Origin of the sequence: Chryseobacterium antibioticum (assembly GCF_012927325.1) — a bacterium.
Taxonomy (GTDB): Bacteria; Bacteroidota; Bacteroidia; order Flavobacteriales; family Weeksellaceae; genus Chryseobacterium; species Chryseobacterium antibioticum.
On record NZ_JABBGI010000011.1, the window covers coordinates 66,561 to 79,320 of the forward strand.

Genomic DNA, 12,760 nt, shown 5'->3' on the forward strand with positions numbered 1-12,760 from the left:
AACCATAAAACACTGGAAACCAAAGTGTCTCATGATATTGTAGAAAAATGGCTGAAGGCATGGTCGTTGTCCAGAAAGCTTCCGCTTCCGGTCAGATATAAATCCGGTTTTAAAGTAGAAGTAGGAGAGGAAAGACAAAAAATACGATATGTTTTTTCTGAACTCAATCATGATTTTATTGAACTCTCAAAACAAATTGATAAACCTTGGACCTATCTTAAAGTCTGCGCTTCGCCGGATGAGGTAAAAAATACCGTATCCGGAAAGTGGATTATACAACCTCCCGGATACATGATGTCCTGTTTCGGACCGATGAAAAATTCTGATACAAATCTTTGTGAAGGCTATCGAATCGAGTATGAAAAATATAATTCTACAACAGTAATCAAAATCATTGCTGAAAACGGTGAACTGGCCTCTATTGGCCGTATTGTACTCGTAGATGATCTGGCTGTTTATGACAGAATTGTAACCGAAGAAAAGCACCAAAGAAAAGGCCTCGCTACTTTCTTGATGCGGGAACTTGAGAAAATAGCCTTATCAAAAGGTATCACTAACAATTTTCTGGTAGCGACAGAGCAGGGAAAAAGGCTTTACGAATCGATGGGATGGGAGCTTTACAGTAATTATACTTCTATCGTTATTCCTGGTATTTGATTTTTCATATAGCAGTTCTGATAATTTATTAAAGTTTAAAAATTAATGAATAAAAAAATAATAGCCATCATTTTTACTTCCATTGTATTGATGTGCAATGCCCAATCCGAAACATACCGTTTTGAACCCCAAGATCTCAGTAAAGAAAGTGAGGTGGTGTCTCTGGATGATGTCAATAAGTTCCCTGAGCATATTTTGGGATGGAAAAAAATGAAGGTATTAAGTATTACTACCAACAGAGAATTCACAGAGCTTCCAAAGGATATAGACCGTCTGGAGAATCTGGAAACATTTGCGATGAGTGGTCGAACAGGGATTGTTAATTTTCCCAGCTCCTTTGCGAGATTAAATAAATTGAAAACAGTGAGTATTTTTTCAGTTTACATGAAACAAATGCCTCCTCAGATCCTCAAACTTAAGAACCTGGAGGAACTCCGGTTTTTCTGTCCGTATTTAGAAAATTACCCCGAAAATCTTGGAGATTTACAGAATCTTAAAATTTTAAGTTTAGCGGGTAGAAATGAGCAGGCCATGAAAGAAAATGCGTTTAAATATCCTCCTTTGTCAATTCCGAAAAGCATTAGAAAATTAAAAAAAGTTGAAACATTTTCTGCTGCTAATAATATGCTGCAAAATCTGCCTGATGAAATTGGAGAAATGAAAAGCCTGAAAACCCTGAATTTATCAAAAAACCATCTGAAAAATCTTCCTGAAAGACTTTCTATGCTCAAAAATTTAACGGAAATAAACTTGGATGGAAACCACTTTAGAGAATTTCCCGTTGCTTTATATTATGTAGAAAATTTAACAAAGATCAGTTATAGCAACAACACGATTACATCTATTCCGGGAGGAATAGATAGAATGAAAAATCTGAAGTACTTTTATGCATCAAAAAGTAAAATTGTTCCTGCGGCTCTAAATGAATTATACAATGCTTCCAATCTGGAGGTTATAGACTTTTCAGATTGTCAGCTGGAAAGTATGCCTCCCGGTATTGAAAAACTTAAAAACCTGAAGCAATTATAATTTTGGGGAAATAAAATTTCGGAAAGTGAAATAGAAAAACTGAGGAGGGCATTACCGGGAGCCAAAATAACCTCTGTAAATCCCTATAAAAAGATTTAAAACATTAGCTATATTTGCCTAAACTATTAAAACCATGGAAAACTACTTAGAAATCAATAAAAACTCCTGGAACGCTAAAGTAGATCCACACCTGAAGTCGGATTTTTATTTTGTTGATGAATTTTTACGGGGTAGAAGTTCACTCAATTCGATAGAACTTGATCTTTTAGGAGATGTCAGAGGTAAAAGTATTCTGCATTTGCAGTGTCATTTTGGACAGGACTCTATTTCCCTATCAAGAATGGGAGCGGACGTGACAGGCGTAGATTTGTCAGACAAAGGAATTGAAGCTGCACAGGATCTTACACAGAAGTGCGAAACTGATACAAAATTTATCTGTTCGGATGTTTATAGTCTGTCAGATATTCTGGATGAAAAATTTGATATCGTCTACACGAGCTACGGGGTAGTAGGCTGGCTTCCTGACCTCGACAAATGGGCAGGATTGATTAATCATTTTCTAAAACCGGATGGGAAGTTCGTGATGGCAGAGTTTCATCCTATCGTCTGGATGTTCGACGATGATTTTACAAAAGTAGCCTACAACTATTTTAATGAAAAGCCTCTTGTAGAAACCTATGAAGGAACCTATGCAGATAGGTCGGCGGATATTGTTCAGGAATATGTGATGTGGAACCATTCTTTAGCTGAGGTTTTGCAGAATTTGATCAATCACAAGATAGAGCTGGAGATTTTTCAAGAGTTTGACTGGTCGCCATATCCGTGTTTTAATCATGTAGAAGAATTTGAAAAGGGAAAATGGAGGATTTTACATTTAGGGAATAAAATCCCTATGGTGTATAGCTTGAGAGGGCAGAAGAAGTAAAACTTTTTTTGTTTATACCATAAAAAAGTCATCATAATCCTAAGACTATGATGACTTTCTATATATGAATGTTAAAAAAACTAATCTGCTCTTAGTTTAAAGAATCTTCAGCTTTTGTTTTAGCCTCATCTACTTTGTTCTGAACTTGGGATGCAACGTCATTGGCTTTGCTTTTTACGTCATTTCCCCATTTGTTTAAATTATCCTTTGCAGTATTGATTTTATCTTTTACAGCTTGTTGCTCTTCAGGAGTAGAATTTTTATATTTCCAAAATGCTATTGCACCGATACCTAATAAAGCTAATAATCCTTTTGTCTTATTTCCCATGATTTCTATTTTTAAAATGTTGTATTTAAATTAAAATTTGTTACTGATAAACATGTAAAATACGTGCCAAAAAATTCAATCAGATGATAAAAAAATGTTAAAATTATTGGAAGACCTGAAAACTTTCACCATCGAAACTTGCAAAGACCATCGTAGGATAGGAATCCTGATGGTACATATTTCCATCTTTATCAATGGCAATAGCTCCTGCAAAGCCATCAATCGTTTTAAGTTCCGTAAATGTCTTATTAAAAGCCTGTTCCAGACTCATCCCATCTGTAGTTCTGGTGACTATTTTTGCGGCTGTGGCATTGCTTACAATATCTTCTCCTACGCCCGTGCAGCTCACCGCACAAATAGAATTGGCATAATTTCCGGCCACTGTGGCTGAATCTGAAATTCTCCCGGGAATCTCAAAACCTTTTCCGCCAGTGGATGTCGCTACGGCCAGTTTTCCTTCTTTATCCAGAGCCACACAGCCTACAGTTCCTTTTCCGCCGGTCTTAAGTTTAGCTTCATACTCACTTCTTCTTTGAGGAATCTCAGTTGAGAAGTTTTCAAAGCCATGTTCGGATGCATACGTTTTGGCACCGTTTCCGCCAAGAACCCTGTCATCTTCTTTGATCAGTTCTTTCGCTACAAAAATAGGATTTTTGACATCCTGAAGGTTGATGACACCGCTTAGCTTCTGAGTTTCTCCATCCATGATAGCTGCGCTCATCCGGATCACACCATCGCTCTGAATCTGGGAACCTATACCCGCATTGTACAAGGGATCGTCTTCCAAAAGAGAAACGGCATAAGCTGCTGTATCAAAAGCGGAATGGGACTGAAGATACTCAAAGGCTTTCTGTGTTATATGTTGTAAAGAATCTTGTTTTGCTGTTTTTACTTCATGGCTTTGGTCGCTTTCAGAGAAAAAACCGCCGTGGATTATTATTTTCATATGTTGTAGGTGTCAATTGTGAAAGTCAATTGTCAATTTTAAAGATAAGGTTAAAAATTTTAGCTGGTGAAATTCACCATTCACCATTTACCATTTACCATTAACTTTTATTTATCCTGCGGTATCGGATTAAACTGAGAATTCTCGATCGTAAGTTTCTTTGTGGTAAGATCGTAATGGTCATTCATAGACATTACGTGTACAGTAAGATTGTCGATTGAAATAGGTTCGCCCAGATTGATATTGGTAAGATTGGTATCTTTAATGAATCTTCCGTCTACCAGAATCACAAGTCCGGAACCTACAGCAGTCATTATATCATCGTGGATAAAAAGCCCGGTATCTTCACCCAATCCAATTCCTAATGTTCTTGGATTGTTGACAACCGCCTGGAAAAGACGTCCGATTCTGCCTCGCTGAACAAAATGCGTATCGATGATTACATTATCGATCAAACCAAGTCCTTGTGTTGTTTTGATCTCTCCCTTTAAAAGTGATTCAGAGCTGCTTCCCTGATAAATCATATTTTCAGAAGCGGCGGCAGCACCTGCAGAAGTTCCTGAATAGATGAAATCCTGCTCCTGGTATTTTAGTAAAATAGTATCATGAAATCTTGTTCCACCCAGAATAGAAGTCAGCCTAAGCTGATCTCCACCAGTGAACATTACCACATCAGCTGCATTGGCTCTTGCGGCCATAGCATCAGAATTGGCCTCTTCACGGTTGTGGATGTCAAGGATATTTACATTTTTAGCACCGAGAAATTCAAAAGCTTTTTTGTATTCGGTACCTACAATTTGAGGGATTTGGGAGGCTGTCGTTACAATTTCGATGACAGAGTTTTCCTTATGCTTTGATTCGTTAATGATCTTTCTCAAGATGCCTCTTTCAAAGAAATTAAGGTTTTTTTCAATGTTCTGATCGAAATCGGTTTCTGCAAAGCTTCCTTTGTTTACAGCTCCTCCGATAATAATTAATTTTCCAACGGGTCTCATCATATGTGCAAATTTAAAAAATATTTAACATTTGGCGAAATCTGTGCCACATTTAAATGGTTTTTAATGTTTTAGGATTGTTAATTTATTTTAATTCTTTTTTGAGAAATGTTTAAACGTGGTATAGTTTCGTTTAGGGTTTTACATTATCTTTGATTTTTGAAGGAGTTATTGTTAACTGATAAAAATGCAAATAGATTATGAAAATTGAGAAGATACAGGCACTACGCGGCCCAAATATCTGGAGTATCAGAAGAAAGAAGCTGGTACAGATGAGATTGGATCTGGAAGAAATGGAAAATTATCCAACGAATAAGATCGACGGTTTCAGAGAAAGAATCCAAAAACTTATTCCATCTCTGATCACCCACAGATGTTCAGAAGGAGTAGAAGGCGGATTTTTTCATAGGATAGAAACAGGAACCTGGATGGGACATGTCATCGAGCATATAGCGTTGGAAATACAGACGCTGGCAGGGATGGATGTAGGTTTCGGAAGAACCAGGGAAACAAAATCACCGGGAATATATAATGTTGTCTTTAATTATATTGAAGAGAATGCCGGGATCTATGCCGGTGAAGAAGCTGTGAAAATAGCACAGGCTTTAATCGATGATCAGGAATATGATATCCAGGCTTGTATTCACAAATTGAAGGAAATCAGAGAACGTGTCCGTCTGGGACCTTCTACAGGAAGTATCGTAGAAGAAGCTGTTTCCAGAAGAATTCCGTGGATCAGATTAGGAACAAACTCTTTGGTACAATTAGGTTACGGGGTGAATCAGCAGCGTTTTCAGGCTACTATTACCGGAAAAACAAGCTCCATTGCGGTAGATATTGCATGCAATAAAGAACTGACAAAGAAAATGCTTCACGATGCTGCCATTCCGGTTCCGATTGGAGATCTGATCATAGATGAAGAAGGTTTAAATGATGTTATAAGAAGAATAGGTTATCCTATCGTTTTGAAACCACTGGACGGAAACCACGGAAAAGGTTCTTCCATTAATGTAAACGATTGGGAAGCTGCAAAAATAGGATTGGAACATGCCCAAAAATATTCAAGAAAAGTAATTGTAGAAAAATACATTACCGGATATGATTTCAGGGTGTTGGTCATTAATAATAAAATGGTGGCTGCAGCAAGAAGAGTTCCTGCTCATGTAGTAGGTGACAGTGAAATGACTCTTCAGCAGCTTATAGATAAAGAAAATAGCGATCCGAGAAGAGGATACGGTCATGAAAATGTCCTTACAGAAATAGAAGTGGATAAAGATACCATGGAACTTCTTGAAAAGCTTCATTATACCCTTGAAACGGTTCCTCAGAAAGGAGAAATCGTGTATCTGAAGTCAACGGCTAATCTTTCTACGGGAGGAACATCCATAGACGTTACAGATATGGTGCATCCGGAAAATATAACAATGGCTGAAAGAGTCTCTAAGATTATAGGTCTGGATGTCTGCGGTATTGATATTATGGCTGAAAACCTTACACAGCCCCTGAAAGAGAGCGGAGCTGCCATTATTGAAGTGAATGCAGCACCGGGATTCAGAATGCACCTGGCGCCAAGCGAAGGTCTTCCCCGAAATGTAGCTGCTCCGGTGGTAGACATGCTGTATCCTCCCGGAAAACCTTATACCATTCCTATTATTGCCGTGACAGGAACGAATGGTAAAACAACGACAACGAGACTGATCTCGCATATCGTAAAAAGCAACGGCTATAGAGTAGGTTTCACGACTTCAGACGGTATTTATATTCAAAATACCATGTTGACAAAAGGAGACACTACAGGGCCGCTTTCTGCTGAATTTGTTTTAAAAGATCCTACCGTTGAATTTGCGGTTCTGGAAACTGCCAGAGGCGGTATTCTTCGTTCGGGACTAGGGTTTTCACAATGTGACATCGGGGTTCTGACCAATATTGAGGAAGACCATTTAGGATTAAATGACATTCACAACCTGAAAGACCTTACCAAGGTAAAAAGAGTCGTTCTGGACAGTGTGAAGAAAAACGGATGGAGCGTACTGAATGCCGACAATGAATATTCAATGAAGATCATGAATGATATCGACAGCAATATCGCGATCTTCAGTATGGATGAAAATAATCCTCATATTGTAAAATTTGCTAAAGAAGGACGGATCACCTGCATTTATGAAGAAGGTTTTGTAACCATCAAAAAAGGAGACTGGAAAATCAGAATAGGAAAAGCTAAGGACTTCCCGATTACTATGGAGGGAAAGGCCCGATTTATGATCGAAAATGTTTTGGCAGCAAGTTTAGCGAGTTACCTTTATGGTTTCGGAATTGAAGATATTTCCAATTCTCTGAGAACTTTTATTCCAAGTGCGCAGCTTACACCGGGAAGACTGAATATTTTTAAATTCAAAAGCTTTAAGGTGTTGATTGACTTTGCACACAATCCTTCCGGTTATGAGGCCATCGAAGATTATCTGAAAAATGTAGAAGCTACAAAGAAAATAGGTATTATTTCAGGAGTAGGAGACAGACGTGACAGTGATATCAGAGAGTGCGGAAAAATAGCAGGAAGAATGTTTGATTATATCATCATCAGAAACGAAAAGCACCTGAGAGGACGGACGGAAGAAGAGATCAACGGGCTCATTATCGACGGGATCAACGAAGCTGGAAGAGATGTAAGCTATGAGATCATTCCTAAAGAAATAGAAGCCTTAAAACATGCTATGGGAATGGCTGAAGACGGAACTTTTATTACCGCTTTAAGTGATGTTATTTCGAATGCAATCGACCTTGTACAGGAATATCAGGCAAGGGAAATTCTCGAAGACGATAAAAATTCATAAAGTAAACTAATCTATTATACAAAAAACGGCTGAATTTTCAGCCGTTTTTTTTTATTTTAAATATCTAGTTTTAAGATCAGTATTTGCTTTGAAAAACAGACAGATTAAACAACTTTTATTTCAAATCAAATAATAATTTAGCTTTTTGAAGATACGATTCCGGGCTTTGAGAAACATCAATAAAATATACAGTCTGCCATTTTTGGGTAGCTTGAGCCTGTTTACTTTCCGTAAGATCCCAGCCTGGATAGACCCTGATTCCTCTTTTTCCAATCCTGTTTCCGTGAGACAAAATTGCTTTTTCGACAAGTATTTCCTTCGGGAAGATAAAAATGCCTTTGTCATCATCTTGTGATGCAGAGATCAAATAGAAATCAAAGGGATCATCCGAATCAAATGGAGCCGTTTCTCCGCCTTCATTCCGTTTCCAGATGGTGACGAACTGACCGGTTTTAGTCGGCGTTATTTTAGACGTACGGAATTTAATATTCAAACCATTTAATACAAAACTACAGCCGGAATACTCTCTGGATTCTTTATCTTCCTCTGCATGTAAAAGTTTCAGTCCAAGCGGCTGAAAAATTGTTTCATCAACATTTTTAAGGGTCATTATTGATCTCTCAGATTTAAAGATGGTTGTTTTGTTTATTAGATCGGTGTTCAGTTTATTCCTCAACAAAAAATGCATTAGAACTTCCGATCCATATGGCATCTTTCTTGTTAAAATCTACATTCACCATAGCTGCTTTTGTCATTCTTCCCAGATTTTCCAGAAGAATAGGGCGTTCCTCATCTTCATGCCATAAATACAGCAGTCGGATCTCTGCTTTTGAAAACTCTCCGTTAATATCTTCAAAAATAGGCTCGTAAGTTACTTTTCTCTGTAAAATATAGTTTTCTTTATCTTCAATAGCCTCTGTGATTTCTTTTGTAGGATTTAAATTAACACCACTTCCTGCAAACGAAAACAAAGGTTTCAGAACAAAGTTGTCAAGATTTTCATGCTCCGGAAATTCATGCAGAAAATAACTTTTCGGAACAAACTGATGCTTCAGCATTGGTAGAAGGAATTTAGAGATTTTAAAGAACCAGTTGGGGTGCGTGATCCATTTTACGTCAATATCTTCACGGAAATCAAATCCTGCTTTTAAATCTGGAATTCTGTCCAGCTCATCAAAGATGACACGGTTATAGATTCTTTTGATCTCAACAAGTTGTCCATCGTTTTCATAGAAGAGCTTTCGGCCTTCTTTTTTTACTTTCGTAAGGCATACGGTTTTTATCCCTAATAACTTTTCTGTTAATGTAAAATCTATTGCTGTTTTCTGTTTCTCCGGAAATATTTCAAGAAGAATAACATGTTCAGGATTTTCGTCTCCTATGATCAGTTTTTTTAAATGATTTGTGAATTCATCATCAGGCATTTTGTTTCTGAGCTCCGAAAGAAAAGGGTAGAACTCACAAAAGGTTTCTTCAAAAGTTTTCTGAAAGGCATATAGTGATGGAAAAGCCTGCAGCTCTATCAGTTGTGGTTCTATTTCTCCGTTTTCACTTCTGCAGATTCCGAAATCTATCGTGAAAAAATGGGGTTGAAGAGTGTCGTTGGGAACCCTGCAATTTTCAGGAACGGCCTTATAAAGATTCTCAGCAGGAAGTTCCTTGATTTGGTCTATAATACTGTCGCTGGCATCAAGAAGTTTATTTTTAAATTCATGAGAAAGAAAAAGCGGACTTTCTGAAATTCTGAATGCAGGTGCAATACCTCCTTTCTGAGCAAGGCGCTCTTTAAGCTGTTCGTATTTTTCCTGGGAAAACTCCTGGTTGAATTGTTTTCTATATTTTGGGATCATATTTTTTTCTTTGTGGTTTGATTTTAAAAAATCGAACAGTGATTGCCCGATTTTAGTGTATTGTGGTTAATACAATATCATTCTATTAATGATGCTTTGACCCGCTCAGTATGACATCTCTGATGCTAACTGTTTTTTAGCATTGCCCTGCCGGGCGGAGCCGAAGCATTTATTGTATAAAAAGGATTAAGCCAAAACTTTACTTCCTTTCAGAATGTTTTTTTTTGCTGACTGAAGAAATCTTGGCAGGATCTGGCTTCTGGTAAGAATGATCTTGTCTTCATCATCGATTCTGTCTACCGTTTCAAGATACTTTTCCATTCCAAAGTTCTCGATCATTGCCGTTTTATTTTTCTCGTCTTTCAGGTTTTCAATCATGCCTTTTGGATCAGCTTCCGGATGGAACTGTGTTCCAAATATTTCATCAGAGAAACGGACTGCCATTACAGCTCTTTCAAGATTGATATGGGGTCTGGATTTCTCGATAGCCATAATTTCCATACCCAACTCCTCAAAACGGTCTATATTGGGTTCGATGAACTGATAAGCTCTTGAATCAACAGCATAGAAAGGATCCTGAAGGTTTTTGAATAAAAATTCCTTCTCGCCTTCCTCTGTTTTGTGGACCGGCATTACCCCGAAAGAATAAGATCTTCTCTTGCAGATATTACCCAGTTTCCAGTGGATACTTGCCAATTGGAATGAATGGCAGATCAGAAATAGATATTTTTTATCCTCATTGTACTTGTTGTGTTCCAGAACAGCATCCAGAAAACCTGCATATCTGTCTTCCCACTCCAAGCCTTCTCTGTGTGGATTTCCCGGCCCGCCTGAAGAGATAAAAATGTCAAAATCTTCAATGTCCGGCATTTCATTCTTGAACCTTACATCAAATGTTTTGATGATTACATTTTCTTCAGAGCTTTTCTGGAATGCTTCCGAAATCTCTTTAATATTTCTAAAGCCTTGATTGACATGGTTGTTGTTCATATCCACCAGAGCGATTCGAATATCTTTCATACTACTTCATATTTTTTACAAAGTTACCAAAAATATTATGAAGACATTTCGCCATGTGTTATGCCATACTCCGTTTCAGAGATCATATAATCCACTACTTTGGTAAGATCGCCTGTTTCATTAAATACTTTAAGTTGTCTGTCGGCTCCTGTTCCGTTTTCCAAAATGGTCCATGCGTACTCAACCTCTTTTCTGCAGTCGAGCTCATCAACAACATCATCAATGAATTCCAGAAGTTCCTTCAACAAATGCGGATAAGGAACAGATTCTTCTTTTCCGAAATCGATAAGATGGGCCTCGATACCACTTTTGGAAGCTCTCCATTTATTTTCGTTGAGCAACAGTCTTCTGTAGCTTCTGAAACTTAAATTCTGCTGATGAAGTTTATAGATTTTGGCGACCAGACACTGCATGATGGCAGCCATACAAACCGTTTCTTCTATTCGTAAAGGCATGTCGCAAATTCTAAACTCAATGGTAGGGTAGAATGGGTGCACACGAAGATCCCACCATATTTTCTTGGCATTATCTATTGTTCCTGTTTTTACCAGAAGTTCTACATAACTGTCAAACTCAGCCAGTGAATTGAAATAGCTGGGAATACCGGTTCTTGGGAATTTCACAAAAATTTCCTGTCTGTAAGATTTGAAACCAGTATTTCTTCCTATCCAGAAAGGTGAGTTTGTAGAAAGGGCATAGACGTGCGGAAGGAAATAACGCATCACATTCTGAATTCTTACGCCTTCTTCACGGTTGGGGATTCCGATATGTACATGGAGCCCAAAAATTAAATTTCCGCGGGCAACATCACCCATATCATCTACAATTTTATTGTAACGTTCACCGTTAGTAATGGTATTATGTTCCCAGTTTGAAAAAGGGTGTGTTCCTCCTCCGGAAACCCGAAGTCCTTGTTCATGGGCTGTATTGATTAAATGTCTTCTCAGGTTAGTCAGTTCTTCCCTGGCTTCTTTGATATTCTGACAGATGCCGGTTTCCATTTCAATCATGGATTCGTGCATTTCATGCTTTAAATTTTCACTTAAAACCGCTTTGCCACCCTCAATAATTTTCGAAACATGAGATATTAAGTCTCTGCTTTCAACATCAATGATCTGATATTCTTCTTCGATTCCAATAGTAAATTGATGCATTTTTTTTCGTGTTTTTTTGTTTTTTTAATGTTTATTTTACTGAGTCTTTTACAAAAGTACCCCATGAAATATTAGGTTTTCCGGGAACGTATTCTTTAGCTTTTTCAATAGCAAGTTTAGCAGAATGCTCTACAATCCAGGCAAAGTTGTCTTCGCCAACAGAATTTCTGTCCGCATCAGGAGCTGGGTTACAGAAATCGATAGCATATGGAATTCCGTCTCTGATAGCAAATTCTACCGTGTTGAAATCGTACCCAAGCGCTTCGTTCATGGTGATTGTGTAATCATGGATCGTTTTTAATAATTTCTCCAGTTCTTGTCCCTGAGTCTGATGCGTTGTAGCATATCTCAAATGGTGAGGATTACGCGGTTCATACGGCATAATGTGAACGTATTTTTTGCCCAGACAGTAAACCCTGTAATAATCGTCAAAAACAATTTCTTCCTGAACCATCATTACCAACTGTTCGGTCTCGCTTAATTTATTCCAAAGATCATCCGGATTTTCCACCCTGTATACGCTTTTCCAGCCACCGCCGTCATGGGGTTTCATATACGCAGGAAAACCAACATATTCGAAAATGTATTCCCAGTCATGAGGAAATTTAAGGTTTCTGAATGATGTTTCTGAAGTGTCTGAAGGTCTTTCGTGTGAAGGAAGCAGTACCGTTTTAGGAAGTGGAATTCCTAATTTTGACATCAGTGCATTATTGAAAAACTTTTCATCTGCACTCCACCAGAACGGATTATTAATTACATAAGTTCCGTTAAGTGCTGCATTTTTCAAATAAGCTCTGTAAAAAGGAACATCCTGCGAAATTCTGTCGATAATTACTGCATAGCCGTAATCAGCACCTTGTTCTAGTTTGTCGATATTTACCGGTTCAGCAATGATTTCTCCGCCACCCAGTTCATTCACCTTGTCGATAAACGCCCAAGGAAATGTATCTTCCATACCGAATAGAATTCCCACTTTTTTTGCCATAATTTCTGTTTTTAAATTGGTATATGTGTTATTATTTTAT

At 37.9% G+C, this 12,760-nt stretch carries 12 protein-coding genes; 4 read left to right on the plus strand and 8 right to left on the minus strand.

Features of this window, described 5'->3' with window-relative positions; translation table 11 throughout:
• The first annotated feature begins 24 nt into the window (after window positions 1-24).
• The 3 genes from HHL23_RS10080 (at window position 25) to HHL23_RS10090 (ending at window position 2,611) form a co-directional block, all read left to right on the plus strand.
• On the plus strand, window positions 25-657 hold the full coding sequence (locus tag HHL23_RS10080; protein ID WP_317174682.1) for an N-acetyltransferase: 633 nt from the start codon (window positions 25-27) through the stop codon (window positions 655-657).
• A gap of 45 nt (window positions 658-702) precedes the next feature.
• A complete protein-coding gene (locus HHL23_RS10085; RefSeq protein WP_169234679.1) occupies window positions 703-1,686 on the plus strand; it encodes a leucine-rich repeat domain-containing protein in 984 nt (327 codons plus the stop codon).
• A 133-nt stretch (window positions 1,687-1,819) separates the two neighbouring features.
• Entirely contained in the window at window positions 1,820-2,611 is a 792-nt protein-coding gene (locus HHL23_RS10090; RefSeq protein WP_185194868.1) for a class I SAM-dependent methyltransferase, read from the plus strand.
• Between the two features lie 91 nt (window positions 2,612-2,702).
• Here HHL23_RS10090 and HHL23_RS10095 read toward each other — a convergent pair whose 3' ends face one another.
• The 3 genes from HHL23_RS10095 to HHL23_RS10105 form a co-directional block, all read right to left on the minus strand.
• Complete coding sequence (locus tag HHL23_RS10095; protein ID WP_169234680.1) at window positions 2,703-2,939, minus strand: YtxH domain-containing protein; 237 nt, start codon at window positions 2,937-2,939, stop codon at window positions 2,703-2,705.
• 103 nt (window positions 2,940-3,042) lie between these two features.
• A complete protein-coding gene (locus tag HHL23_RS10100; protein WP_169234681.1) occupies window positions 3,043-3,885 on the minus strand; it encodes an isoaspartyl peptidase/L-asparaginase in 843 nt (280 codons plus the stop codon).
• A gap of 107 nt (window positions 3,886-3,992) precedes the next feature.
• The gene (locus HHL23_RS10105; RefSeq protein ID WP_394354153.1) at window positions 3,993-4,883 is read right to left on the minus strand and encodes a cyanophycinase; all 891 of its coding nucleotides are present in this window, start codon (window positions 4,881-4,883) and stop codon (window positions 3,993-3,995) included.
• A 197-nt stretch (window positions 4,884-5,080) separates the two neighbouring features.
• Between HHL23_RS10105 and cphA the strand changes: the two genes are divergently transcribed.
• Complete coding sequence (gene cphA / locus HHL23_RS10110) at window positions 5,081-7,711, plus strand: cyanophycin synthetase (RefSeq protein WP_169234682.1); 2,631 nt, start codon at window positions 5,081-5,083, stop codon at window positions 7,709-7,711.
• A gap of 115 nt (window positions 7,712-7,826) precedes the next feature.
• Here the strand turns inward: cphA and HHL23_RS10115 are convergent, their stop codons facing one another.
• The 5 genes from HHL23_RS10115 to HHL23_RS10135 all read right to left on the minus strand — a co-directional run bounded on the left by HHL23_RS10115 (window position 7,827) and on the right by HHL23_RS10135 (window position 12,720).
• Window positions 7,827-8,321: a MepB family protein gene (locus tag HHL23_RS10115; protein WP_194306293.1), complete on the minus strand. Its 495-nt coding sequence runs from the start codon at window positions 8,319-8,321 to the stop codon at window positions 7,827-7,829.
• 55 nt (window positions 8,322-8,376) lie between these two features.
• Entirely contained in the window at window positions 8,377-9,561 is a 1,185-nt protein-coding gene (locus tag HHL23_RS10120) for a hypothetical protein (RefSeq protein WP_169234683.1), read from the minus strand.
• A gap of 186 nt (window positions 9,562-9,747) precedes the next feature.
• Window positions 9,748-10,581, minus strand: a complete 834-nt coding sequence (locus HHL23_RS10125) for a type 1 glutamine amidotransferase (protein ID WP_169234684.1) — start codon at window positions 10,579-10,581, stop codon at window positions 9,748-9,750.
• A gap of 35 nt (window positions 10,582-10,616) precedes the next feature.
• Window positions 10,617-11,735, minus strand: coding sequence for a carboxylate-amine ligase (locus HHL23_RS10130; RefSeq protein ID WP_169234685.1), 1,119 nt, complete (start codon window positions 11,733-11,735; stop codon window positions 10,617-10,619).
• Window positions 11,736-11,766: 31 nt separating this feature from the next.
• A complete protein-coding gene (locus HHL23_RS10135) occupies window positions 11,767-12,720 on the minus strand; it encodes an ATP-grasp domain-containing protein (RefSeq protein WP_169234686.1) in 954 nt (317 codons plus the stop codon).
• Between the last annotated feature and the right edge of the window lie 40 nt (window positions 12,721-12,760).

Excerpts from the sequence above, each read along its gene's own strand:
- HHL23_RS10095 (WP_169234680.1), bottom strand. The coding sequence starts at position 2,939 with ATGGGAAATAAGACAAAAGGATTATTAGCTTTATTAGGTATCGGTGCA.
- HHL23_RS10090 (WP_185194868.1), top strand. The coding sequence starts at position 1,820 with ATGGAAAACTACTTAGAAATCAATAAAAACTCCTGGAACGCTAAAGTA.
- HHL23_RS10100 (WP_169234681.1), bottom strand. The coding sequence starts at position 3,885 with ATGAAAATAATAATCCACGGCGGTTTTTTCTCTGAAAGCGACCAAAGC.
- HHL23_RS10130 (WP_169234685.1), bottom strand. The coding sequence starts at position 11,735 with ATGCATCAATTTACTATTGGAATCGAAGAAGAATATCAGATCATTGAT.
- HHL23_RS10125 (WP_169234684.1), bottom strand. The coding sequence starts at position 10,581 with ATGAAAGATATTCGAATCGCTCTGGTGGATATGAACAACAACCATGTC.
- HHL23_RS10105 (WP_394354153.1), bottom strand. The coding sequence starts at position 4,883 with ATGATGAGACCCGTTGGAAAATTAATTATTATCGGAGGAGCTGTAAAC.
- HHL23_RS10115 (WP_194306293.1), bottom strand. The coding sequence starts at position 8,321 with ATGACCCTTAAAAATGTTGATGAAACAATTTTTCAGCCGCTTGGACTG.
- HHL23_RS10085 (WP_169234679.1), top strand. The coding sequence starts at position 703 with ATGAATAAAAAAATAATAGCCATCATTTTTACTTCCATTGTATTGATG.
- HHL23_RS10135 (WP_169234686.1), bottom strand. The coding sequence starts at position 12,720 with ATGGCAAAAAAAGTGGGAATTCTATTCGGTATGGAAGATACATTTCCT.
- HHL23_RS10120 (WP_169234683.1), bottom strand. The coding sequence starts at position 9,561 with ATGATCCCAAAATATAGAAAACAATTCAACCAGGAGTTTTCCCAGGAA.
- cphA (WP_169234682.1), top strand. The coding sequence starts at position 5,081 with ATGAAAATTGAGAAGATACAGGCACTACGCGGCCCAAATATCTGGAGT.